We start from the raw sequence: 23,594 nt of genomic DNA on the forward strand, positions 1-23,594 counted from the left end.
ATGAAATCTGCCTTTGAATTTTTACTGTACTTTTTATATTTTAACAATTGGTTTTAATAGTTGGCGGGTGACCCTACAGACCGTAAGCCAAAATTTTTGGTCACAAAATGGTCAGTTTTAGTTACAAGCGTTTGGTCACGTTAGTTTTATTTAAATATTAAAAATAGATATCTTTTCAACTTAACAATCAAAATCAATTTTCCTAATCACATCAAGATAAAAATTTATAAAACAATATATTTTTTAAAATCAATAGCTTGGTGTAAAATTTAAGCCAAAAAAAACCTCAAATCAGGGGAGATTTGAGGCATAAAACTTTAAAAATTTCGTTTTTTAACACTTATAAAATAAGTGGCGCAGCGGACGGGACTCGAACCCGCGACCCCCGGCGTGACAGGCCGGTATTCTAACCAACTGAACTACCACTGCACGGTAGCTGATGACGACGACCCAAACTTGTCAAATTGGTGGGTCGTGACGGATTCGAACCGCCGACATTCTGCGTGTAAGGCAGACGCTCTACCAACTGAGCTAACGACCCATCGTCTGTGGTGGGTATTATAGAGAATTTATTTTTGCTGTCAATGATTTTTTTTGGCAAATATTAAAATTTTTAAAAAATTTTGCTGAGCATGTCATGTGGTTGTCACATAAAAACCCTATCATACCTACATGGCCAGCAAGGTCATAGCTAACAATAAAAATAATAAGATAACAATAATAACAATGTCTCTATCGCTTGTCACCCAAAGGATTTAATTCCCCCAATTAAATCCTTTTTATTTTTTTCTCTCCCGCCTTTTCTCACTGTTGTGCCAGTAGTGTTTTGATATCCGTCTCAAGGTCTTGGGGGGCTTTGGTCGGTGCAAAACGATCTACGACTCTGCCGTGTGCATCAACTAAAAACTTGGTAAAGTTCCATTTGATGGCGTCACCCAACATACCCTTGCCCTGTGGCTGTGATTTTAAAAACTGATAAACAGGATGGGTATCTTTACCATTGACGTCAACTTTTGCCATCATCGGAAAGGTCACGCCATAATTGATTTGGCAAAACTCACTAATTTGCGCTTCACTGCCAGGATCTTGCTGACCAAATTGGTTGCAGGGAAACCCCAACACCACCAACCCTTGGTCTTTGTAAGCTTGGTATAGCTTTTCTAAGCCCTGAAACTGTGGGGTAAAGCCGCATTTGCTTGCGGTATTCACAATCAATACGACTTTACCTCTAAGGGTGTCAAAATCAAATAGCTGACCTCGAATATCGGTCGCGGACAATTGGTAAAAATCTTCCATAGCAAATCTCCTTATTGTTAGTTAAAAAGTTGTTAGTTAAAAAATTGTAAGTTTTTCTTGCATTATTATGCTGACAAGCGTAGTTTATCTATTGGCAGTTATTCAGCCTCACTTACGCCTAAAAATGTCAGTATTTCTGACAAAAGTCTGATATGATTTATTAATACTCAAACGGAACTCCCCCGCTATGCTCACTGACGCTAAACTATCGGCTGGACAACGCTTGACGCAGCTGCGTAAAAGCAAAGGTTTGACCACTGCCGAACTTGCCGATTTAATGACCCAAGCTGGTGCTAAAGTTAGCCGTGCCGCGATTTCTAATTGGGAGCGCGGTTCCAATGGCATCGTGTCCAATAAACTGCCTGTGCTTGCCAGTCTGTTAGGGTGCAGCGAAAGCTATTTGCTATCAGGTACTGGGGTGGAAAGTCATAACGTCAATACCCAAGCGTTAGCAGCGCATACTGTCAATGACACTACTGTAGCACAAGCATCAAGCGATGCCAATCAAGCGAATCCGTGGCAGGGTCAAACGGCTCAAGCGACGACGCCCGCTGCTACCAATTTTCAACCCAACCATTCTAAACCTAATCCCAAACCCAATCCCAAACCTAGTAGTGATGTATCTACCATGAAAACTTTGAACAAATCCAATAAACTGCAAAACGTGTGCTATGACATTCGCGGTCCTTTGCTACAAACTGCTAACCGCATGGAGACACAAGGTCATAAAATCATCAAACTCAATGTCGGCAACCCTGCCCCATTTGGGTTTGAAGCGCCGCAAGAGATTTTATCAGATGTGGCGATGAATTTGTCCAATGCGATTGGCTATTCAGACTCTCAAGGGATTTTTGCCGCGCGTAAAGCGATTTTGCAGTATTACCAAGCCAAAGGATTGTTAGAAGCGGTAGACGTTGCCGATGTGTATTTGGGCAATGGTGTCTCTGAACTGATTGTGATGACCATGCAAGCGTTACTGGATGACGGCGATGAAGTGCTGATTCCTATGCCTGACTACCCGCTTTGGACAGCGGCGACGAATTTGGCAGGGGGTAAAGCGGTTCATTATCTGTGTAATGAAGCCGACAACTGGCAGCCAGATATTGCTGATATCGAAAGCAAAATCAATGAGCGCACCAAAGGCATTGTGGTCATCAACCCAAACAACCCAACAGGCGCGCTTTATTCTACCGAAAATTTAAAAAAAATCGTGGCACTGGCAGAAAAACACGGGCTTGTGCTGATGGCAGATGAGATTTATGACCGCGTACTGTATGATGATGCCGTGCATGTACCGATGTGCACCCTTGCCAAAAACTGCTTGGTTATCTCCTATAATGGCTTGTCAAAGTCGCACCGTATCGCAGGTTTTCGCTCAGGCTGGATGATGTTATCGGGTAAAAAACACCATGCGGCTGATTTTATTGAAGGGTTAACCATGCTATCATCGATGCGGCTGTGTGCCAACGTGCCCTCACAATACGCGATTCAAACGGCGATGGGTGGCTATCAAAGTATGCAAGCCTTGACCGCACCAACCGGTCGCCTGTACCAGCAGCGCAACATCGCTATCGAGCGCCTAAACGCCATTAAAGGTATCTCATGCACCATGCCGCAAGGGGCATTTTATTGTTTCCCAAAAATTGACCGTGACATTTATCCAATCGAAGATGACATGCAGTTTATGATGGAATTATTACTACAAGAAAAAGTCTTGATGGTACAAGGTACAGGCTTTAACTGGCATGCGCCTGACCACTTTCGCGTGGTATTTTTGCCCAATGCATCAGATTTGCATGAAGCGATGGATCGACTTGAGCGCTTTTTTGCCACAAAACGCCAAGAATATGGCACCGATTAATATTTCATTGAAACAAAAGACCCCGAATCGTCGGGGTTTTTTATTGTGAGCAATTAATTACATACAGCTATTGAGATAAAGCCCTTGGGATTAACCCAGTAACTCCGTTAAAAATACGGCGATGATACCAATCGGTGCGACAAATTTTACCACAATTTGCCAAATAGTCCATTTCATGCCATCTAGCCCCAATTCACGTTTTACCGATTCTTGGTTGATAAACCAGCCGATGAGGATAATGGTACCCAAACCAATCAAAGGTAGCATGATTTTACTAGACGTATAATCTAGCGCGTCAAAGATACCTTGTGGGATGTCTTTACCGTTTTTGTGGATAGTAAATACCGCAAAATCAGACAATTTATTAAATGACAATAACGCAAGTACACCCACTGCCCACGTTGCCACTGCCCCTACTAGCGTGCAGATTTTACGGCTCATTGGGGTTTTTTCTTCCAAGAATTCGACAATAGGTTCAAGAATTGAAATCGACGACGTCAATGCCGCAAAAGTCAATAACAAGAAGAATAAAGTACCCACCACCACACCTAGGCTCATTTGACCAAAGGCGATTGGCAAGGTCACAAACACCAAACCGGGACCTGCCGCTGGATCCAGATGATTGCTAAATAAAATCGGGAAAATCGCAAGACCTGCCGCCAATGAGAAGATAATATCCCAAATAATCACCGTGCGCGCGGTTGCCAATAAATCCACATCTTGTTTTAGGTATGAACCATAACTCACCATGATCGCCATACCCAGTGACAGACAGAAGAACGCATGTCCTAGCGCCGCCATCAGCACTTTACCCACGCCAACTTCCTGCATACGCTGCAAGTCAAACTTAAACAAAAACTCTGCGCCTTTGGCAAAATCCATATTAATCGCATTATATCCCACGATAAATAAGAGGATAAAAGCTAACGCAGGCATCATGATTTTTGATGCTTTCTCAATACCTGCTGATACACCGCCTGCCACAATTAGCGCCGTCAAGCCCATAAACGCCGTGTGCCACAACGTCATTTCGGTTGGATTGGCTAACATCGTCTCAAAAATTTTGCCAGTGGCGTCGGCATTGAGACCACCAAATGCATTGATACCGGCTTTTAAGGTGTAATTAAGCGACCAGCCGCCAATCACACTATAAAATGACAAAATCATAAAAGCAGCTAAAATACCAAAGTAGCCAAGCAGACTCCAAGCCGGCGAGGTGTTGTTAGCAACTGCCGCTTTGCGAAAACTTGCCGCTGGGTTACTTTGTCCACGGCGACCAATCAGCCATTCAGTGACCAACACTGGAAAACCAATAAGCGCGATACTGATGATAAACACGATAACAAATGCCGAGCCACCGCTATCGCCTGTCATGTAAGGAAACTTCCAAATACTACCGAGACCGACCGCAGAACCCACGGCCGCCATCAAGAACCCAATCTTTGAGCTCCACTGGGAATGAGACGACTTGTGATTAGTGCTCATAATCCCTCCCTAATCGAATGTAAATAAATGAAAAAATTGCAACGAGAATCTTGCAGTATGTAGATTTTTCATGAATCAATAGTTAATGTCAAACTTTCTTTTCACAAAACCCAACCAAAAGTTATACAAGTATGTCATTATTTTTTTGCAGTTAAATAAAATATAATAAAATCAAATATTTATAATGTTTATTTTTAAAATTCATTAAACGCAAATTATTTTTATACTAAATATTACTTTTTGGAATCAATAATTTTTTCACCTATTTGATGGCGAATGACCGGCAAAACTTAGCGGTTAATGTCAATGGTTTAAACTTGCACAATTGTAGGGATTTTGATAGCAATTTTTTGCTATTGAAGGTAAAATTTCATTTTCAAAAATTGCACGCCCAAACGTGCTGACCGTTCGCAGAATGATGACAAGGGACTTATTGATGACGCAGCCTTATAACGTGTTGTTCTTGTGCAAGCACAATGCTAGCCGTAGCCTAATGGCAGAAGCCATTTTGAATAAAATTGGCGGTGACCGTTTTGTAGCCTATAGCGCAGGCGTTGAGCCATCCCCTAGCGCGCATCCATTCACGCTTGAAGTATTAAAACAAGAAGGTTATGATGTGGCAAGCTTAGCGCCCAAATCCGTCAATCAGTTTTTACAAGAAAACGCGCCAAAGATTGATTTGGTGATTGGGCTGTGCAATTCTTTACAGCAACATGCCGACATTGATGGTAAATTCCTACTAACCGCACATTGGCATATCAATGATACGGACAGTGTATCAGCCGATAGTGATATGGAAAGAGCCGCATTTAGCCAAGTATTACGCCAACTCTCTCAGCGCATTCATTTATTGACAAACTTGCCCGAAGATAAAATCGAGCATTTGGCACATCCATCAGCGGATGCCTAACATCCCGGTAAACGATTGACCCTAAAAAAGCCCAACTGTCTTGGGCTTTTCTTTTTTCTATTTTTTTCTTTGCCTCTATATGTAGATGTGCCTCTATCAATCTATCTATGAATCAACTTTTTGCTGCATTAATGATTCAATCGCGTCCGTTGTTTTTGGCACATCACGGGTAAGAACCAGCGGCTCACCGTCGGTAATAACCACATCATCCTCAATCCGAATGCCAATACCCCGATATTTCTTGGGTACCAATGCATTGTCATGCGCAAAATACAAGCCTGGCTCAACGGTAATCACCATGCCTTTTTCAAGCTTTCTGGGTTTACCATCGTCGCCAGTGTAGCGCCCTGCATCGTGCACATCTAAGCCAAGCCAATGCCCTGTGCCATGCATATAAAACGGTAAGTAGGCTTTATCAGCAATCAACTCCTCGACATCGCCTGTCAAAATTCCCAACTCAATCAAGCCTTGGGTCAGTACTTTAAGCGCAGTTTCATGATGGATTTTGCCATGTTCGCCTGCTTTTAGGCTATTGATGGCGGCGATATTGGCATTTAGCACAATGTCATACACCTGTTTTTGCACGTCGCTGAACTTGCCACTCACGGGAAAAGTACGGCTGATATCGCCTGCATAGTGTTGATATTCAGCGCCCGCATCTATCATCACCAAGTCGCCATCGTGCAGCGGTTGGTCGTTTTCGACATAATGCAAAATATTGGCATTGTCGCCGCCCGCCACGATACTATTGTAAGAGGGTACGCAGCCATATTGGGCAAAAGCATAGTTGACTTCAGCTTCCAGTCTGCTTTCATTGCCTTGATTTTTTTGCATCATGGATGCCACGCTTTGCATGGCGCGAATATGCCCGTAAGCACTGATTTGGGCGGCGACTTTCATGCGTGCAATTTCAGACTCATCTTTTATCAGCCGCATTTCATTGATAAGGCTGTCAATATTGGTGATGGTATCGATCACACCTTCGCCGCGCTGCAGCTGCTTGGCTTGATTAAGCCAGCCAATCAGCTCATTATTAAAGCGGGCAAACACGTGTTTTTTACCAAAAATCAGATTTGGCATCACCTCATCAATTCTGCCAATGGCAGTCGCTTTATCCGCGCCAAAATCTGCGGTTGCACCCTCAAGCCCTACGCGTTTGCCATCCCAAATCTCACGTAGTTTGTCTTTCTCACGTAAAAATAAAGTGTAGTTGACGGTATGGTCAGTTTTTTCCAAAACCATGACGGATTCTGGCTCGGCAAAGCCAGTTAAGTAGAAAAAACTGCTGTCGGCGCGGTATTTATACTCAGCATCGTTGTTGCGGATATGCGCGGGAGCCGTCTGCAAAATCGCAATGCTATTGTTTGGCAAGGCTTCAGCAAGTTTGGCACGCCGTTTGGCAAATTGGCTTTGGGGAAGCTTTGGCAACAACTGTATGGTTAATTGATTTGACATGATATTTCCAAAAAAATTAATGGCTGTCACAGCATTGTTGAAGAATTTGCTGTAGGAAGCTTTCGCATTTTGCTAGTTGGTTTAGACTGACAAACTCATTGGCTTTATGGGCATTGCCAATATCGCCGGGTCCGCAAATCACCGTCGGAATGCCTGCATTGGTAAACTGCCCACCTTCGGTGGCATACGCCACTTTGTGACGTTGCTGTTCATCCACCAAATTTTCAATGAGCTGTTGCAAGGCCTGGCTATCTTTGTCGGTCATTGCAGGGACATTTTCGTTGCGAGTTAGCTCAATGCCCGTGTCGCTGTCAATGGCGTGCATCTTAGGCTCAAGGGTTTTGATAAAGGCGCGAATTGGCTCAATCACTTGGCTTTCATTCATGTGCGGCAAATTGCGATAATCAAAGGTGAATTCGCACAGGTTGGGCACGATATTGGTTGCCGTGCCGCCGGTAATAGTGCCCACTGACAAGGTCGAAAATGGTACGTCAAACGCCATGTCTTGGTCGTTACGTTGTTGCAATTGTTCGGCAAGTTTATCAATAAAATTGATAATTTTACTAGCATAGCTGATAGCATTGACGCCTTGCGGGGTCAGCGATGAATGTACTGATTTGCCATGCACGCGGCAGCGATACACTTGGATGCCTTTATGCGCGGTGACCATTTTCATCATGGTCGGCTCACCGACGATACAGTAGTCGGGCTTGATCCCTTGCGCTTTTAAATCTGCAAGCAGTAATGGCGCACCCAAACAACCCACTTCTTCATCATACGACAATGCCAGATGAATCGGTTTGCCTAGCCTCTTATCGCGGCTTGCTTGCACCACAGTAGGCAACAGGGTTAAGGCGCAAGCAATAAAGCCTTTCATATCACAAGCCCCACGCCCGTATAGCTTATCTTCCACAATGGTCGCCACAAACGGATCGGTATCCCATGCCTGCCCATCAACGGGCACCACATCGGTATGCCCGGAAAACACAAAACCTCCTGTCGTTACGGTATCACCCTCACCCATCGCAGGTACGGTCACAAAGAGGTTGGCTTTGGTATTATCGGCATTAAAGGTCAAACGTGGCGACAACCCCAACTGCTCACAATAGCCCGCCACATACTCAATCAATTGCAAATTGGAGTAGCGACTGACAGTGTTAAAACCAATCAGCTTTGTTAACCAGTCTACTGCGTTGGATGGATAGCCCATAGTCGTTCCATTTTTCTCAAATTTTAAACCATTAAAACACCCTATCAGGGGTAAATCTAGTCGAAATAGGGTATTAACATCAACTCGGCTTTTTACCTGTCATGGCATCTATAACCATATGGGTAACAAAATCATCATTGGTATCTTTTTCTGCTTCCCAATCGAGTTCATCATCGCGTAGCTGCTCAATAAAATCCAAATGCTCCTCATCAATCTCTTGGGCTTTGCCCACAGGGCGATTCATGGCAAATCCTGCGATGAGCGGCAACTTGGCGACTGATTTACGCACTCGCCCTTGTGACACACTCACAGGAATCATGCGCACAAACTCAAGTAGCTCCATATATTCAACTTCGCCTTCAGCATTGTCTGTGCCTTGCAGCGCGTCATCATACGCATCAATCCGCAGCGCGCCGATTTTTGCCAAGTCATTAAATAGGCTATTTTCTTCCGGACGTAGCGCACTATCGGTGACACCAAAGCCTGTCAAAAAGCCATTTGCCCAGTTCTTAAGTGCCATCAAACGCTCATAGAGTGGATGGTCGTCATCAGGCAACAACGGCATAAACTGGTAGCTATCAGCATCATCGGTTAACACCGCCACCATATCCTCGCCTTCTTCGGTCACTATCTCTAACGCTTTTGGCTCAAGCTCGGTAAAGCTCAGCTCAGTCAGTAGCAGTTGCCACTCTTGCTCGGTTGGCGCATCACACACACTGAGCACCCCTGAGATTAGCCCATGTAACTCACTAATTGTAACGTCATGCCAATCCTCAAATGCTTGTGTCCAATCCTGCCAACCCGAAATATAATCATCCATCGCTTTACCCTTTTTTCACAAAAAATTATATCAACACTGAGATAATACTAGCCTTAATGCGGTCAACTATGGCATTATTAAAGTGGTAAAATAATATAAGTATCACTCAAATTTTAAGCCTTCACGCTATAGTTATACCAAAAAAACCTTTTGCTATTCATGTCAACGAGCGCCCATCACGTCGCTCTTGATGATTTACTTGATTATTCACTCGATTACTGACTAGACATCATATCATGAGCACCCTAATTGACCAACTGACCCAGCTACAAACCGCATTGACTAAGCTTCGCGACAAATATCAATTCGCCAGTAGCGAGTTAACCCGTATTAAAGCACAGCCAACTATTACCGCAGACCAACTGCAGGCGGTACAAGCTGAGCTCGATGCCAGCAAACAACTGCAGCAAAATTTAGAACAACAACTTGCCAGACAAGCCGAAGAGTATCAAGCACTCGAGCAACGCTATCAGTCACTTGCCGAATCTCACAACATGCTAAGTACCGAATACGAACAAACCCAAAACCAATTACAGATTTTTACCGCACAAAATCAAAAACTGATTGAAAAAAATCGTGTTGCGGCAGAGCATACCAAGCTTGTGTTAGAGCGCTTGGCAAAAATTGACAGCGAAAATTGACCCGCCCTTATTTAAGCCAGCCTTACTCATGTTTAAAACATTTGAATACGTTAGGAAAATCTTATGGCATCTGCCCAAAGCATTAAAAAAGTTGATATCCTGATCAATGGTCGTAGCTATACCATCAACTGCCCAGAATCTGAAGAGCCTGCGTTGCAGCGTGCGGCAAGCTATATTAACCAGTTTATGCAAGAGGTACGCCGCCAAGCGCCTCAGCTACCCCAAGAAGAATTATTGGTACTATGCGCGTTGACCTTGTTTGAAAAATCAGAAAACTTACAACGCTATCAAGAAAACGAAAGCCAAGCGCAAGACCTGGTGGGGAAAATGTTAGAAGACGTTGCGCGTTTTGCCTAACGTCTTTAGTGTAAAATAAGTGTAAAATAAAATTCGACTAATTTTGAGCGCGCTGGTAGTGTTTGCCAGCATGAAAATCCGCTTGGTGTTCTTGATTACAAAAGAACTTATCCCCTTCTATAATCCCTCGCCACTCTGCTAACGTATGATGGCAAAAATCACACGCTCGCAGCTCGGTACTCTCGCCTGGCTGCGGCTGTAAATAGCCTTGTGGTGGTCGCGGATACATCCATTTCATCCCAACCCAGCTAAGCCCCATAATCACCAAAACCACAAAAATTGCGCTAAACATCGCTTCACCTCATTGTCTAATGAAAGTCTAATGAACGAATCATCGTTGCCAATTAACAATTATGACTGCCTGTTAATTAGCATTCTAAGGTTTGATTATACGGCAAAAAATCGCGCATTGATGGGTTATTCATGCTATGTTTAGGCTAATTTTACCAGTTGCAGCGTTTTTCGGTGGTAGCGTCTAAAGATTGCAATTGTAAACACATCATAAAGCGATATAATGTAGAATAATTTTATCTTGTAATGCCATCGCTGTTGCCACCCATAATTATAATAGCAGCATGATGCTTGCATACCGTTTTAGACGGATATGACTAAGGGACGACCCCATAACAAATTTTTACTGAAGGATTTTTCATGTCACACCTTGATTTAACCCCAGATAATAGCGTACCAACGCAGCTGCCGAGTGAGTCAATGACCGCCGAAGCTACTACGCCAAGCCAAGCAACAAACCCACAGCCAGTTTCTCAGTCAACCTCTCAGTCATCAAGCCAACCGACTAGCCAACCAATTAACCAAGCAGATTCTATGGTGGGGCTAAAAATTGCGGTGGCACAGCAGCAATTTATTGTTGGTGATGTCATCAATAATGCCAAAAAAATGGTAGAGCTGGCTAAAGATGCCCGTGACAAGGGGGCTAATATCATTGTCTTTCCTGAGTTATCACTGCTGGGTTATCCGCCGGAAGATTTGTTATTACGTCCAAGTCTTGCCTCACGTGTGAAACTTGCTTTTGAAGTGCTCTACACAGTAAAAGATATCGTCATGCTAGTGGGTTATCCGCACATTGACCCCAATGGCACGTTTAACTCAGTGGCTATTATTCACAATGGTCAGCAAAAAGGCTTTTATCACAAACAATGCCTGCCAAACTATGGCGTGTTTGATGAACGCCGCTATTTTAATACCGGTCACAACCAAGTGTTGTTTGACTATCAAGGGCTGACCATTGGACTACTTATCTGTGAAGACTTATGGCAAGACGCTCCCATTCGCGCACTCAAAGAAAAAGGTGCAGAAATCATCATCAGCCTCAATGCCTCGCCCTTTGAGCAAAACAAGCAAGAACAACGTAAGGCTTTATTAAAAAGCCGTGCCACTGAGCACAATATCCCGATTGTGTATGCCAATAGCGTGGGCGGTCAGGATGACTTGGTGTTTGATGGCGGCTCGATGGTGGTCAACGCTCAAGGTAAAATCGTGCAAGAAGCGCCAAGATTTTTGCAGCATACCCTGTATGTGGTTGCTCGTCACGATGCCCAAAGCGGTCAAGTGATATTATCAGAACAGCGCAAATCACCGCTTGCGCTCAGCCAAATCGCTGAAACTTATCAAGCGCTGGTTGTCGGCTTGCGTGATTATGTCAATCATTCTGGCTTTAAAGGCGTATTGGTTGGATTGTCAGGCGGTATAGACTCCGCACTCACGCTATGTATCGCCGTTGATGCGCTCGGTGCAGATAAAGTTTATGCGGTCATGATGCCCTATGAGTACACCTCGCAAATCAGCCTGCAAGATGCGCAGGCGCAGGCACACCGACTCAACGTGTCTTATACCGTGTGCCCGATTCATGCCGCTGTTGAAGGCATGCGTCATACGCTAGAGCCGATGTTTAGCAACACCACCGCCGACACCACGGAAGAAAATATCCAAGCCCGTGCGCGTGGCATGATTTTGATGGCATTGTCCAACAAATTTGGTCATCTAGTCATCACCACAGGCAACAAGTCAGAGATGGCCGTGGGCTATGCGACATTGTATGGGGATATGGCAGGCGGATTTGATGTCTTAAAAGATGTGTATAAAACCCAAGTATACGCCCTCGCCAACTATCGCAACCGCCTAGAAGAAACACCGGTGATTCCTGAGCGTGTGATTACGCGTCCGCCTTCTGCCGAGCTTCGCCCTGATCAAAAAGACCAAGACAGTCTGCCTGATTATGATACCCTCGATAAAATGCTGGAACTGTATATCGATCGCGACTTTGGGTATGATGCGATTGTAGAAGCCGGTTATGATAAAGACGTGGTGAAAAAAGTACTCAGTATGGTAGACCGCAATGAATACAAACGTCGTCAAGCGGCGATTGGCACCAAGATTACCCACCGCGCCTTTGGGCGTGAGCGTCGTTACCCACTCGTCAATCACTGGTCGCTAGAGTTTCCAAAACTCTAATTTCCAAAGATCTAAGGCGAGACAACATAAAAAGACTGCAATTTGGCAGTCTTTTTTTTCATCTGTCGCAAAGCATTTATCACAAAGCATATATCGTAAAGCTTGCGCGACAGTTAGGTCATTGTCACATCCAAATGCAAGCTTTCTTTAATCTCTTCCATCACAATCAAACTGTGGGTTTCCACCGCCGCTGGCAATTGCTTTAAGATATTGCCCAGTAACTTGCGGTAAGAACTCATCTCTTTTAGCCGCGCTTTGACCAAAAAATCAAACTCACCCGAAATCAAATGACATTCCAGTATCTCGGGAATTTCTGACAGTTTTTTGCTCACTTGCTCAAAGACATCGCCTGACTTGGTGGATAACTTTATCTCTAAAAACACCAACAAGCTTTTATTGATTAAATTGGGATTTAACCGCGCATGATAACCTGTAATAATACCTTCACGCTCCAAGCGCTTAACCCTGTCTGAGCAAGGCGTGGTTGATAGGTTAACTTTGGCGGCCAATTCGCTGATAGAAATTCTGGCTTGCTGTTGCAAGATTTCAAGGATTAAACGGTCGGTACGGTCTAAAGTACGCATAGCAAAATGAAAACCCTGTTTTTTGATGATTGACATGATAAAACCGATAATATCAGCAAAATTCTAGCATAAAAACAGCAAAATTCACTGCAAAACTTTACTTATACTAGCAAAATTAACTGATAACTAAGCAGATATTTGGGGGTGGGTATGCGCGTATTGGTACTGGGTAGTGGCGTGATTGGGGTTACAAGTGCCTATTATTTAGCCAAGCAAGGCGTAGAAGTCACGGTGATTGACCGCCAAGCAGGTGCCGCACAAGAAACCAGTTTTGGCAATGCTGGGCAAATCTCCCCAGGCTACTCTACCCCTTGGGCAGCCCCTGGTATTCCATTAAAGGCGGTTAAATGGTTATTCCAACAACACGCCCCTTTAGCCATCAAATTAGATGGCAGTCTATGGCAGTTGCAATGGATGCTACAAATGCTCAAAAACTGCAATGCCAAGCGCTATGCCATCAACAAAGAGCGTATGGTACGAGTGGCAGAATACAGCCGCGACTGTCTGCAGCAGTTGCGTCAAGACACCGGCATTCACTACGAAAACCGCTCGCAAGGCACCTTACAAGTTTTTCGTAAACCCGCCCAACTAGAGGCTGTACAGCAAGATATTAAGGTGTTGCAAGATTCAGGCGTGCCTTTTAAGCTGATTGACAACAGCAAGGCGTTGGCTGATATTGAGCCCGCGTTGGCAAATGCTACTGATAAGCTGGTTGGCGGGTTGCATTTGCCGCATGATGAAACAGGCGATTGCTTTTTGTTTTGCCAAGCATTAGCGCAACAAGCCAAAGCGCTAGGGGTGAATTTTTTATACAATCAAACCATCGAAAAACTGGTAGTCGACGCTGGGGCGATTAAAGGGGTGATAGTAAATGGTGAGTTATTAACGGCAGACCAGTATGTATTGGCGTTGGGCAGTTATTCGCGGGCGCTTTTGCAACCGCTACAGCTTAATCTGCCTGTATACCCTGTCAAAGGCTATTCACTGACTGTACCGATTATCAATGCTGATTTAGCGCCCCAATCAACGGTGCTTGATGAAACCTATAAAATCGCCATTACTCGCTTTGACAACCGCATTCGCGTGGGCGGTATGGCAGAATTAAGTGGTTTTGATGTAACGCTAAACCCCCAGCGCCGTGCTACACTCGAAATGGTCACGCAGGACTTATTCGCAGGCGGTGATTTGCCAAACGCAAGTTTTTGGACAGGGCTACGTCCGATGACCCCCGATAGCACGCCCATCATTGGCGCGACTCGGTATCGCAATTTATTTTTGAACACAGGACATGGCACATTGGGTTGGACAATGGCGTGTGGCTCTGGCAAATTAATTAGCGATTTGGTGCTCGGCAGAACGCCTGATATTCGCATTGATGGCTTATCATTACAGCGTTATGCCTAGTATCTATTCTCTTTCAGAAATACCTGTAAATAGCATTTGAAAAGACTATGCATAAATAACATTTATCCATTTACAAGTACAAGGAAAACACCATGACCGCACACATTCAACGATTCGATAGCAATGACTATCTAAGTGAAATTACCATTTTTAACCACGTGGTGTACCTCGCAGGACAAGTGCCAAATACCGACACTGCCGATATCCACACACAAACCAAAGAAGTGCTAGACAATATCGACGCCATGCTCGCCAAAGCCAATAGCGACAAATCACGTCTGCTAACTGCTCAGATTTTTATCAAGGATTTGGCGGATTTTGAGGTGGTGAATAGCATGTGGGGCGACTGGCTAACCGATTGCCCAAAGCCTACCCGTGCGACAGTCAAAGCTGAGTTGGTTAATCCTTTGTGGAAATTAGAAATTGTCGTAGTCGCAGCGCAAAATACCATAGACTAAATAAACCCATAACCGCTCAAAAGGTTAAATAAAAAAGGTGCATAAATCGCACCTTTTTTATTTTGTCTAACCTCTACATTAATAGCTCACGTTTACCACTTTTGGTCATGCCGCTCACCAAGCCCGCCTCTTCCATGGCATCAACAATACGTGCTGCGCGGTTATAGCCGATACTAAATTTGCGCTGAATGCTTGATGCAGAGACTTTACGGGTTTCGAGCAAAAACGCCACCACGTCATCATACAGCGGGTCTTCTTCGCCATTGCTAGATCCGCTAGCATCGCCACCACTTGGCGCAGAGCTTAGCTCAAAATTATCAAACATATTATCAATATAGTTAGGTGCGCCACGCTCGCGCCATGCATCACATACACGGTTGACTTCCGCATCGCTGATAAAAGCACCATGTACACGGTTAGGCTCGATTTGACCAGGTCCTAAAAACAGCATATCCCCATGCCCAAGCATATCCTCTGCGCCACCGGCATCCAAAATGGTACGCGAGTCGACTTTTGAGTTGACACGAAGTGCGGCACGGACGGGAATATTGGCTTTAATCAAACCAGTAATCACATCCACCGATGGGCGCTGGGTCGCCAAAATCAAATGAATCCCTGCGGCACGCGATTTTTGCGCCAAACGGGTAATCAACTCCTCGGCTTGTTTGCCCACCTGCATAATCATGTCGGCAAACTCATCCGCCACAATCACAATTTGTGGTAACGGTTTTAATTTTGGCGCTCTATCTTGGCTGACACTGTCATTGGGTCGCCAAAGCGGATCTAGTAACGGCTCACCACTTTGTTCGGCTGCCATGACTTTTTTGTTGAATTCATCAAGCTTACGCACTTTAAATAATGACATCAGCTGATAACGACGCTCCATCTCCGCCACGCTCCATGCCAAAGCACTGGCTGCTTCGGTCATATCGGTGACTACGGGGGTGAGCAGATGCGGAATATCGCCATAGTTGGCAAGCTCGAGCTGTTTGGGGTCAATCAAAATCAATCGCAGCTGCTCTGGTGTATATTTGAGCAGCATTGACAATAACAGCGAATTCACCAATACTGACTTACCCGAGCCTGTGGTACCTGCTACTAGCATGTGTGGCGCTTTCGCCAAATCTGCAATAATCGGTCTACCTGCAATATCTTTGCCCATTGCCATACTGATTAAGCCATCGGGGTCTTGATAAGCTTCTGTTTTTAGCAGTTCGATGAGTCGTACCATTTGGCGCTGCGGATTGGGCACTTCGATACCGATATAAGGTTTACCTGGAATGACTTCTACCACACGCACCGATGCCATGGATAGCGACCGAGCCAAGTCTTTGGCAATGCCCGTCACCTTGCTTGCTTTAAGCCCTGGCGCCAGCGACACTTCAAAGCGTGTCACCACTGGACCCATTTGCGCATTGACCACTTCTGCTTTGATATTAAATTCTTGTAGCTTAATTTCTAACAGCGCTGATAGCTGCTGCAACTGTTCGCGGCTGTAGCTTGGCTTGCGGTCAGGGTCTGGCAAATCAAGCAGCGATAACTCAGGTAACGGGCTTAAATTGGCACGATAAGCTGCGGTTTGCATGGCACGCGATTTATGACTAAACAGGCTATCATCATTGATATCGAGCGGCTGGTCGACCTGAGTCGCTGCGGGCTGTTCGATTTGGTCGAGTAGCTCAGATTCCACCGAACGACTATGGGTCGGTATTGAAGACGTTATCTGGTTGGTATCAATCTCGGCTGCAGCAATCTCGTTGCCAGTAATCTGTGTGACGGCTTGCGCTGGACGTGCTATTTGGGTGGGCATCATCGGACTTGCTGCAGGGGTTAAAAATTCCGCTACAACCGGTGCGGTGGCACTGTCATCTGATGGATTAGCCCTAGCTTGCGCTGGGACTTGTCGCATACCCAATAACGACGCGACTGAGGGGGTTGGTGTTTCAATACCTTCTGCACCTTCTGCTTCAATACTTTCTGCTTCAATGTCCTCTGTCTGAATGCCCTCGAATGATGGCTCTAGCACAGGATTTTGTGATAAGTCATATCTAGCATCTACGCTATTCGCTAAATGATCCAAATCTGACGACCCAATAGCCGCGTCCTGTTCAGCCATCTCTACACCCGTCATCGACTCAGAGGTTTGTTTATCCGCTAGCTCCCCTGTGCCTGCGGCAGACATAGCAGATATCATAGATGCGTCATCGATAGTTGGCATAGCTGGTGATACGTCTACACTATCTACACTATCTACACTAGGCTGCTTTGTGTGAGTTGGTTGAGTGATTTGCGAATCTACCTGTATCAAATGGGGTCTGTTCAAGGTAGGCATTTTAAACGGTTTTTTTATTATTTCACTTTGCAGTTTTTCATCGAGTTTTTTGGTCAGCTTGGTGTTTGCTACATAGGTTGAGCTGACGGGTTTAAATGGATTGGTGGCATCGTTTTCTTCGAGCCATTCATAATCTTTAATTTCACTAAAACCCGTTTCATCCAAAAACGCATCGAGTGGACTACCGACAAACGCCTCATCATCCGCTAGATGACTACTGTCATAAGCCGCTTGTTCTGTGTCATGAGAGGCTAAAGGCAAAGGCAGTTGTGCGGTGTCGTTTGGTTTTGCTTGGCTTGCTTCTTGAGCAGTCGCCTTCAGCTCAGTATTGGTTTCTTCATCTGCGGCTTCAGCGTGTAGGCGGCTGCGAATAGCTTGACCTGATAAAATCTCATGCCAATGTAAATCAAAGGTAAACGTCACGGTGATGGCAATAAACACCAATAAAAACAGCAAAGTCCCCCAGTAGGTTAATAAACTACTAAGCCCGTTGCCAACGATTTGCCCGATCATGCCTTGCGCTAACCAGCCAAACGATAACACCCCTGTCAGACCTGCGGTGGCAATTATTAAAAAGATATAACCCAAAAAACGTAACAAGCCATTAGGCTCTACATCATGGCGCCATACATTCCAAGCTTCATAACAGGCAATAACAATAAACCACCAGCTCGCCGCGCCCAAAAACGCATACAAAATATCAGCCAGCCACGCACCACCCGTGCCTGCCAAGTTACTGACTTCATTTACCGCACTATTGATATGCGACCAACTGGGATCATTGGCAGAATAACTGATGAGGGACATGACTAACAACAATGCCACGATTAGCCAGATAATCGTAAGCACACTTTGACGAATATAATAAGACAACGCAATTTACCTTTGAATTTGAACCTGCTTTGGATAAGCCGTAAGCCAACGCTTTGTTCAGCCATGACTGACTGATAATGATTGTGAAAAACAATGATTTTGGAAAAACGTTGATTAAAATCACCCTTTTAATCGACTATCATATCAAATCTCAGTGGTGCGTTGCTGAGCTTTTTTTGCGAAAAATTGCTTTGTTAAATCAGTCAATTCAAGCGCTATGATAAATGCAGTTTGAGCCAACAAAGCCGGATAGTAGGGTATTTTTTGATAACAAGCTTACGCCATTTTTGAGCGTTGATTGCCCGATGAATCTGTTATAAAAATAACATTTACTTGCTATTTTCGATGTTAGCCCCTATCTTACTTATGAATCAAAAATTAACATGTTTTATTTAGTTTATTATTCAGCGATTGTTAGGAAAGACGTATGTCAGAAATTATCCATCACCAGCTTATTATTTTGGGTTCAGGTCCAGCGGGTTATTCTGCCGCCGTGTATGCAGCGCGCGCCAATTTAAAACCGGTCATTATCACAGGTATGCAGACTGGCGGGCAGTTGACTACCACCACGGAAGTTGATAACTGGCCAGGTGATCCACAAGGCTTGACGGGACCTGACTTGATGGTACGCATGCAAGCCCATGCCGAGCGTTTTGGTACCCAATTGGTGTATGACCATATCAACCAAGTGAACCTAACTCAGCGACCCTTCACCTTAGTCGGCAATAGTGCCACTTACACGTGTGATGCACTCATTGTAGCGACAGGGGCTTCAGCCCAATACTTGGGTCTCGCCTCTGAACAAAAATTTATGGGGCTTGGTGTCTCTGCCTGTGCGACCTGTGATGGGTTCTTCTATCGCGGCAAACCTGTGGTGGTGATTGGCGGTGGCAACACGGCGGTTGAAGAAGCCTTATATCTATCAAACATCGCAAGCCACGTCACCCTAGTGCATCGACGTGATAAATTAAAATCAGAAAAAATTCTGCAAGACCAATTATTTGAAAAACAAAAAAATGGCAATGTGACCATCGAATGGAACAGCCAAGTCAAAGAAGTGGTGGGTGATGACGCAGGCGTGACGGGTGTGGTGATTGAAAATCTCCAAGACCAGTCTACCAAAACCATCAACGCGCCTGGTATGTTCGTGGCGATTGGGCACAAACCCAATACCGATATTTTCCAAGATCAGCTTGAGATGAATAATGGCTATATCGTGGTCAAAAGCGGTCTGGATGGTAATGCGACAGCGACAAGTGTCGAAGGCGTGTTTGCCTGTGGGGATGTGGCAGACCATATTTATCGCCAAGCGATTACCTCAGCAGGCACGGGTTGTATGGCGGCGTTGGATGCAGAAAAATATTTAGATATTGTCAATCTAGCGAATGCCAATACCACGGTATCAGCCAACACCTCTGCTATTTAGCTAATACTTTCAACGATGCCATTGCCAAATCACCATCCATTACAAAGCCCTTTCGTTTGCCGTTATCAATTTCCCGACCCGATGGCGGCAGACCCTGACGGTGAAGGGTTGATTGCGTTGGGGGGTGATTTGGCAGCTGATACCTTAGTGTGTGCTTATCGCCAAGGGATGTTCCCGTGGTTTAATGAAGGCGAGCCCATCGCTTGGTGGTCGCCTGACCCGCGCTGTATTATTTATCCTAGCGATTTTCGCGCCAGTAAAACCCTAAAACGGCGTATCAAAAATGCAGGTTGGACGTTTTCCATTAATCTTGCCTTTGCTGAGGTCATTGCCGCCTGTGCTGATACCCGCACCTATGCCCAAGCTTCTGCATCAGCCACTTGGATCAGCCCCGCTATGATTGAAGCGTATACAGCGCTCCATGCCGAGCAAGTCGCTTACAGTGTCGAGATTTGGGATGATGATGAGCTGATTGGTGGTCTCTATGGGCTAAAGCTAGGACAAGCTTTTTTTGGTGAAAGTATGTTTCACCGAGTGACAGATGCGTCTAAAGCGGCTTTTTTTGTGTTAATGCAGCTGTGTGCACATTCCCAATTTGCTTGGGTGGATTGTCAGTTGCCTAACCCACATTTGATGCGTTTAGGTGCCACCATTCTGCCCAGAGCGGAATTTTTAGATAAGCTCGCGCAACAATTATCGCTACCGAGCATTGATTGGTCATCGATTTGCGGTCAAAAATTGCCACTTAATCAACTGTTAAATGAGGATTTGATGACTTATTACCTACCTCCAACTATGCAAGCTTAGGTAAGTTAAGGGTATTTAAAAGCACCAATGACGTTAAAACCACCCCACCCCCCGACCAGTCTAGCATTGACCAGCCAATTGACGCCGCTGCATCAATGTAGTTATTTGCCGGATCGTGCAGCACGTTTAGAGCTGATTGAATTAGCAAAGGATGAACGTTTAGATACGCCTATTTTTTCTCAGTTTTCACGGCTTGGGTATCGGCGTAGTGGACAACATCTATACCGCCCTGTATGCTTTCATTGTCAACGCTGTATCTCTACACGTTTAGTAGTTAACGAGTTTGAACCCAATCGTACCCAGCGCAAACTGTGGCAAAAATCGCACGAGATGGATGTGGTAATTACGGCTTGTGATGATGCCGATGAATCGCATTTTACGCTATATGCTCGCTATATCTGCGCTCGCCATAGTGATGGCGATATGTATCCACCCAATTTACAAGGGTTTAAACAGTTTTTACAATATAGCTTTACCCAGTCATTTTTTATGGAGTTTTGGCTTCATGATGAATTAGTCATGGTGGCAGTTTGCGACCAATTAGATGACGGCATATCAGCGGTCTACACTTTCTATGATCCCGATGCAACCATAAATAGTTTGGGCACCCTTGCGATACTTACCCAAATTGACTATGTTAAACGTCTTGGATTACCTTATTTATATTTAGGTTTTTGGGTACCAGATTCGGATAAGATGGCGTATAAATCGCGTTTTTATCCCACTGAATTATTAATCAATCAACAGTGGCATCGTTTCGATGAGGCTGTCACAGCCGCGCAAGTTGAGCCACTGCTTCAACAGGCGATAAAAGCACATTATCTAAACATGTGGAATACTACTTAGCATTTAATTTAGCATTGAATTTGCGCTGCATAATTAACGCATGGGTTTTAGTCATGTCATGATTATCGTAGTAATTTTTGCGAACGGCAATCTGTTCAAACCCATGTTTTTGATAAAATGCAAGGGCAGTATGATTATCTTCTCTTACCTCTAATAGCATCCGCTCAGCACCCGCTACTTGGCACATTTGCGCCATAGCTGTTAACAATTGGCTTGCAATACCTTGCTGTTGATAATCAAGACAAGTTCCAATTTTTAAAATCTCTGCATCTTCAAATATGTGGCTATAAAAACAATAGCCGACCAACCGCTGATTCAGCTCGTCTGTCGCATAAATTATATGGTTAAATGGCTGCGCGAGCAGGGAATTGATTTGCGCAGCCGACCAAGCATCGTGGACAAATAGCTCGGATTCAATTTGTGCCAGCTGCGCCAGTACTTGCTGCAAAGCATTATCTTGTGTACTCGTTTTATCTAACTTATATATCTGTATGGCAGTCATAATTTATTTCCATAAAAAAAGAGCCACCGAAGTGACTCTTTTGTATGCTTACTAACGATTAGTCGTTAACTTTAGCAACAACACCCGCACCTACAGTACGGCCACCTTCACGGATTGCAAAGCGTAAGCCTTGGTCCATTGCGATAGGGTGGATTAGCTCTACGTTCATTTCAACGTTATCGCCAGGCATTACCATCTCTGTACCTTCTGGTAATTGGATTGCGCCAGTTACGTCAGTGGTACGGAAGTAGAATTGTGGACGGTAACCATTTAGGAATGGGGTGTGACGACCACCTTCTTCTTTTGATAGTACGTATACTTCTGCGTCAAATTTGGTGTGTGGTTTGATTGAACCTGGTTTAGCCAATACTTGACCACGTTGTACGTCTTCACGTTTGGTACCACGTAGTAGTACACCACAGTTCTCGCCTGCACGACCTTCGTCTAGTAGTTTACGGAACATTTCAACGCCAGTACAGGTGGTTTTTGCGGTTGGTTTGATACCAACGATTTCAATTTCTTCACCAACTTTGATAACGCCTGATTCTACACGACCGGTTACAACTGTACCACGACCAGAGATTGAGAATACGTCTTCGATTGGCATCAAGAATGGTTTGTCAATCGCACGTTCTGGTTCTGGGATGTAACTGTCTAGGGTGTCAAGTAGTTCTAGTACGGCTGGTTCACCGTATTTGCCTTCGCCGCCGTTTAGGGCTTCTAGAGCAGAACCTTTGATGATTGGGGTGTCATCGCCAGGGAAGTCGTAGCTTGATAGTAGTTCACGTACTTCCATTTCGACGAGTTCTAGTAGTTCTTCGTCATCAACCATGTCACATTTGTTCATGAATACCATGATGTATGGTACACCTACTTGGCGTGATAGTAGGATGTGTTCACGGGTTTGTGGCATTGGGCCGTCAGTGGCTGATACAACTAGGATAGCGCCGTCCATCTGTGCTGCACCGGTGATCATGTTTTTAACATAGTCAGCATGGCCAGGACAGTCTACGTGTGCGTAGTGACGTGCTTGGGTGTCATATTCAATGTGTGAGGTGTTGATGGTGATACCACGGGCTTTTTCTTCAGGGGCTGAGTCAATTGACGCGTAGTCTTTGGCTTCACCACCGTTGTGTTTTGCTGCTACAGTTGCAATCGCAGCTGTTAGGGTTGTTTTACCATGGTCAACGTGTCCAATGGTGCCTACGTTAACGTGTGGTTTAGTACGTTCAAACTTGGCCTTTGCCATAATTTAATCCTCTGATCATTGTTAAACTGTTAGCAATACCCTAGCTCAAAGCTATAAACCAACTGGTGTATCTGTATTGCCAGTGCTGGTGTTGCCAATTTGAGTGTTGCTAGGTCACTAAAATAGCAAATTTAACATAAATTTCAAGTTTTTTCCATAGCCTTCATCTTTATGGTCAAACTTTTTTGTTATTGCTAAAACAAAAGGCAACACCTCTGTGCTGCCTCAACTATTTTTTGGTTTCTATCAATGTATTTTCTATAAAACTGGAGCTCATACCGAGAGTTGAACTCGGGACCTCTCCCTTACCAAGGGAGTGCTCTACCTCTGAGCTATATGAGCAAAACTTTGGTTTAGAATAATGGAGCGGGTGGCGGGAATCGAACCCGCACCATCAGCTTGGAAGGCTGAGGTTCTACCACTAAACTACACCCGCAATGCGACCCGCCCAAGCATACTGGACTTACTGTTAACGTGATTAGGGAATATTCAGATAACAATAGCAGGCAAATGGTGGTGGGGGAAGGATTCGAACCTTCGAAGCTCTCGCAACGGATTTACAGTCCGTCCCCTTTGACCGCTCGGGAACCCCACCATAGTTGTCTT

Annotated in this window: 20 protein-coding genes and 5 tRNA genes; 10 read left to right on the forward strand and 15 right to left on the reverse strand. The window is 44.8% G+C overall.

Annotated features, from left to right (window positions below):
• Window positions 1-352: 352 nt before the first annotated feature.
• The 3 genes from RNZ41_RS08460 to RNZ41_RS08470 form a co-directional block, all read right to left on the reverse strand.
• Window positions 353-429: transfer RNA gene (locus RNZ41_RS08460), tRNA-Asp, on the reverse strand.
• Window positions 430-465: 36 nt separating this feature from the next.
• A tRNA-Val gene (locus tag RNZ41_RS08465) sits at window positions 466-541 on the reverse strand.
• A gap of 263 nt (window positions 542-804) precedes the next feature.
• Complete coding sequence (locus tag RNZ41_RS08470) at window positions 805-1,296, reverse strand: glutathione peroxidase (protein ID WP_314027079.1); 492 nt, start codon at window positions 1,294-1,296, stop codon at window positions 805-807.
• A 187-nt stretch (window positions 1,297-1,483) separates the two neighbouring features.
• Between RNZ41_RS08470 and RNZ41_RS08475 the strand changes: the two genes are divergently transcribed.
• A complete protein-coding gene (locus RNZ41_RS08475; RefSeq protein WP_314027080.1) occupies window positions 1,484-3,157 on the forward strand; it encodes an aminotransferase class I/II-fold pyridoxal phosphate-dependent enzyme in 1,674 nt (557 codons plus the stop codon).
• A 90-nt stretch (window positions 3,158-3,247) separates the two neighbouring features.
• On the opposite strand, the gene RNZ41_RS08480 is transcribed toward RNZ41_RS08475, so the two are convergent.
• Entirely contained in the window at window positions 3,248-4,642 is a 1,395-nt protein-coding gene (locus tag RNZ41_RS08480; protein ID WP_050325993.1) for a sodium-dependent transporter, read from the reverse strand.
• 436 nt (window positions 4,643-5,078) lie between these two features.
• On the opposite strand from RNZ41_RS08480, the gene RNZ41_RS08485 reads away from it, so the two are divergent.
• Window positions 5,079-5,552 (forward strand): arsenate reductase ArsC, encoded by a 474-nt coding sequence (locus RNZ41_RS08485; RefSeq protein WP_157796999.1) that lies wholly within the window; start codon window positions 5,079-5,081, stop codon window positions 5,550-5,552.
• Window positions 5,553-5,657: 105 nt separating this feature from the next.
• On the opposite strand, the gene RNZ41_RS08490 is transcribed toward RNZ41_RS08485, so the two are convergent.
• The 3 genes from RNZ41_RS08490 to RNZ41_RS08500 form a co-directional block, all read right to left on the reverse strand.
• Window positions 5,658-7,007 carry an aminopeptidase P N-terminal domain-containing protein gene (locus RNZ41_RS08490; RefSeq protein ID WP_314027081.1) on the reverse strand — a complete coding sequence of 450 codons (1,350 nt, stop codon included), beginning with the start codon at window positions 7,005-7,007 and terminating at the stop codon, window positions 5,658-5,660.
• A gap of 16 nt (window positions 7,008-7,023) precedes the next feature.
• Window positions 7,024-8,217: an acetylornithine deacetylase gene (gene argE / locus RNZ41_RS08495; protein ID WP_314027082.1), complete on the reverse strand. Its 1,194-nt coding sequence runs from the start codon at window positions 8,215-8,217 to the stop codon at window positions 7,024-7,026.
• Window positions 8,218-8,296: 79 nt separating this feature from the next.
• Window positions 8,297-9,037, reverse strand: coding sequence for a UPF0149 family protein (locus tag RNZ41_RS08500; protein WP_314027083.1), 741 nt, complete (start codon window positions 9,035-9,037; stop codon window positions 8,297-8,299).
• A gap of 236 nt (window positions 9,038-9,273) precedes the next feature.
• On the opposite strand from RNZ41_RS08500, the gene RNZ41_RS08505 reads away from it, so the two are divergent.
• Both RNZ41_RS08505 and RNZ41_RS08510 read left to right on the forward strand, forming a co-directional pair.
• Complete coding sequence (locus RNZ41_RS08505) at window positions 9,274-9,678, forward strand: hypothetical protein (RefSeq protein WP_138018825.1); 405 nt, start codon at window positions 9,274-9,276, stop codon at window positions 9,676-9,678.
• Between the two features lie 63 nt (window positions 9,679-9,741).
• On the forward strand, window positions 9,742-10,035 hold the full coding sequence (locus tag RNZ41_RS08510; RefSeq protein WP_007115956.1) for a cell division protein ZapA: 294 nt from the start codon (window positions 9,742-9,744) through the stop codon (window positions 10,033-10,035).
• A 37-nt stretch (window positions 10,036-10,072) separates the two neighbouring features.
• On the opposite strand, the gene RNZ41_RS08515 is transcribed toward RNZ41_RS08510, so the two are convergent.
• Window positions 10,073-10,327 (reverse strand): hypothetical protein, encoded by a 255-nt coding sequence (locus RNZ41_RS08515; RefSeq protein WP_314027084.1) that lies wholly within the window; start codon window positions 10,325-10,327, stop codon window positions 10,073-10,075.
• Between the two features lie 533 nt (window positions 10,328-10,860).
• Between RNZ41_RS08515 and RNZ41_RS08520 the strand changes: the two genes are divergently transcribed.
• Window positions 10,861-12,507 carry an NAD+ synthase gene (locus tag RNZ41_RS08520; protein ID WP_314027841.1) on the forward strand — a complete coding sequence of 549 codons (1,647 nt, stop codon included), beginning with the start codon at window positions 10,861-10,863 and terminating at the stop codon, window positions 12,505-12,507.
• A 113-nt stretch (window positions 12,508-12,620) separates the two neighbouring features.
• Here RNZ41_RS08520 and RNZ41_RS08525 read toward each other — a convergent pair whose 3' ends face one another.
• Window positions 12,621-13,091, reverse strand: coding sequence for a winged helix-turn-helix transcriptional regulator (locus RNZ41_RS08525; RefSeq protein ID WP_096489605.1), 471 nt, complete (start codon window positions 13,089-13,091; stop codon window positions 12,621-12,623).
• Window positions 13,092-13,241: 150 nt separating this feature from the next.
• Between RNZ41_RS08525 and RNZ41_RS08530 the strand changes: the two genes are divergently transcribed.
• Both RNZ41_RS08530 and RNZ41_RS08535 read left to right on the forward strand, forming a co-directional pair.
• Window positions 13,242-14,495, forward strand: a complete 1,254-nt coding sequence (locus RNZ41_RS08530) for a D-amino acid dehydrogenase (protein WP_096488524.1) — start codon at window positions 13,242-13,244, stop codon at window positions 14,493-14,495.
• Window positions 14,496-14,587: 92 nt separating this feature from the next.
• Entirely contained in the window at window positions 14,588-14,953 is a 366-nt protein-coding gene (locus RNZ41_RS08535; protein ID WP_065253256.1) for a RidA family protein, read from the forward strand.
• A gap of 73 nt (window positions 14,954-15,026) precedes the next feature.
• Here the strand turns inward: RNZ41_RS08535 and RNZ41_RS08540 are convergent, their stop codons facing one another.
• A complete protein-coding gene (locus tag RNZ41_RS08540; protein WP_314027085.1) occupies window positions 15,027-18,158 on the reverse strand; it encodes a DNA translocase FtsK in 3,132 nt (1,043 codons plus the stop codon).
• Between the two features lie 427 nt (window positions 18,159-18,585).
• Here RNZ41_RS08540 and trxB point away from each other — a divergent pair, with 427 nt between their 5' ends.
• Genes trxB through RNZ41_RS08555 form a run of 3 tightly spaced genes read left to right on the forward strand, consistent with a single transcriptional unit; the run spans window position 18,586 to window position 21,237 of the window.
• Complete coding sequence (gene trxB / locus RNZ41_RS08545; RefSeq protein WP_007115964.1) at window positions 18,586-19,584, forward strand: thioredoxin-disulfide reductase; 999 nt, start codon at window positions 18,586-18,588, stop codon at window positions 19,582-19,584.
• 15 nt (window positions 19,585-19,599) lie between these two features.
• On the forward strand, window positions 19,600-20,391 hold the full coding sequence (aat, locus tag RNZ41_RS08550; RefSeq protein WP_239741538.1) for a leucyl/phenylalanyl-tRNA--protein transferase: 792 nt from the start codon (window positions 19,600-19,602) through the stop codon (window positions 20,389-20,391).
• A gap of 27 nt (window positions 20,392-20,418) precedes the next feature.
• Window positions 20,419-21,237: an arginyltransferase gene (locus tag RNZ41_RS08555; RefSeq protein ID WP_314027086.1), complete on the forward strand. Its 819-nt coding sequence runs from the start codon at window positions 20,419-20,421 to the stop codon at window positions 21,235-21,237.
• Here the strand turns inward: RNZ41_RS08555 and rimI are convergent.
• The 5 genes from rimI to RNZ41_RS08580 all read right to left on the reverse strand — a co-directional run bounded on the left by rimI (window position 21,230) and on the right by RNZ41_RS08580 (window position 23,583).
• Window positions 21,230-21,739: a ribosomal protein S18-alanine N-acetyltransferase gene (gene rimI, locus RNZ41_RS08560; RefSeq protein ID WP_239741536.1), complete on the reverse strand. Its 510-nt coding sequence runs from the start codon at window positions 21,737-21,739 to the stop codon at window positions 21,230-21,232. The genes RNZ41_RS08555 and rimI overlap by 8 nt on opposite strands.
• Window positions 21,740-21,797: 58 nt before the next feature.
• Complete coding sequence (gene tuf, locus RNZ41_RS08565; RefSeq protein ID WP_007117403.1) at window positions 21,798-22,988, reverse strand: elongation factor Tu; 1,191 nt, start codon at window positions 22,986-22,988, stop codon at window positions 21,798-21,800.
• A gap of 267 nt (window positions 22,989-23,255) precedes the next feature.
• Window positions 23,256-23,330 (reverse strand) — tRNA-Thr (locus tag RNZ41_RS08570).
• Window positions 23,331-23,350: 20 nt separating this feature from the next.
• Window positions 23,351-23,424: transfer RNA gene (locus RNZ41_RS08575), tRNA-Gly, on the reverse strand.
• A 75-nt stretch (window positions 23,425-23,499) separates the two neighbouring features.
• Window positions 23,500-23,583 (reverse strand) — tRNA-Tyr (locus RNZ41_RS08580).
• Window positions 23,584-23,594: the final 11 nt, after the last annotated feature.

It is taken from the genome of Moraxella sp. DOX410, from assembly GCF_032248735.1.
Taxonomy (GTDB): Bacteria; Pseudomonadota; Gammaproteobacteria; order Pseudomonadales; family Moraxellaceae; genus Faucicola; species Faucicola tetraodonis.

Coding starts and splice junctions, on each gene's coding strand:
- RNZ41_RS08530 (WP_096488524.1), top strand. CDS start 13,242: ATGCGCGTATTGGTACTGGGTAGTGGCGTGATTGGGGTTACAAGTGCC.
- aat (WP_239741538.1), top strand. CDS start 19,600: ATGCCATTGCCAAATCACCATCCATTACAAAGCCCTTTCGTTTGCCGT.
- argE (WP_314027082.1), bottom strand. CDS start 8,217: ATGGGCTATCCATCCAACGCAGTAGACTGGTTAACAAAGCTGATTGGT.
- RNZ41_RS08485 (WP_157796999.1), top strand. CDS start 5,079: ATGACGCAGCCTTATAACGTGTTGTTCTTGTGCAAGCACAATGCTAGC.
- RNZ41_RS08510 (WP_007115956.1), top strand. CDS start 9,742: ATGGCATCTGCCCAAAGCATTAAAAAAGTTGATATCCTGATCAATGGT.
- RNZ41_RS08505 (WP_138018825.1), top strand. CDS start 9,274: ATGAGCACCCTAATTGACCAACTGACCCAGCTACAAACCGCATTGACT.
- RNZ41_RS08555 (WP_314027086.1), top strand. CDS start 20,419: ATGACGTTAAAACCACCCCACCCCCCGACCAGTCTAGCATTGACCAGC.
- RNZ41_RS08525 (WP_096489605.1), bottom strand. CDS start 13,091: ATGCGTACTTTAGACCGTACCGACCGTTTAATCCTTGAAATCTTGCAA.
- RNZ41_RS08515 (WP_314027084.1), bottom strand. CDS start 10,327: ATGTTTAGCGCAATTTTTGTGGTTTTGGTGATTATGGGGCTTAGCTGG.
- RNZ41_RS08520 (WP_314027841.1), top strand. CDS start 10,861: ATGGTGGGGCTAAAAATTGCGGTGGCACAGCAGCAATTTATTGTTGGT.
- rimI (WP_239741536.1), bottom strand. CDS start 21,739: ATGACTGCCATACAGATATATAAGTTAGATAAAACGAGTACACAAGAT.
- RNZ41_RS08470 (WP_314027079.1), bottom strand. CDS start 1,296: ATGGAAGATTTTTACCAATTGTCCGCGACCGATATTCGAGGTCAGCTA.
- trxB (WP_007115964.1), top strand. CDS start 18,586: ATGTCAGAAATTATCCATCACCAGCTTATTATTTTGGGTTCAGGTCCA.
- RNZ41_RS08480 (WP_050325993.1), bottom strand. CDS start 4,642: ATGAGCACTAATCACAAGTCGTCTCATTCCCAGTGGAGCTCAAAGATT.
- tuf (WP_007117403.1), bottom strand. CDS start 22,988: ATGGCAAAGGCCAAGTTTGAACGTACTAAACCACACGTTAACGTAGGC.
- RNZ41_RS08475 (WP_314027080.1), top strand. CDS start 1,484: ATGCTCACTGACGCTAAACTATCGGCTGGACAACGCTTGACGCAGCTG.
- RNZ41_RS08500 (WP_314027083.1), bottom strand. CDS start 9,037: ATGGATGATTATATTTCGGGTTGGCAGGATTGGACACAAGCATTTGAG.
- RNZ41_RS08535 (WP_065253256.1), top strand. CDS start 14,588: ATGACCGCACACATTCAACGATTCGATAGCAATGACTATCTAAGTGAA.
- RNZ41_RS08490 (WP_314027081.1), bottom strand. CDS start 7,007: ATGTCAAATCAATTAACCATACAGTTGTTGCCAAAGCTTCCCCAAAGC.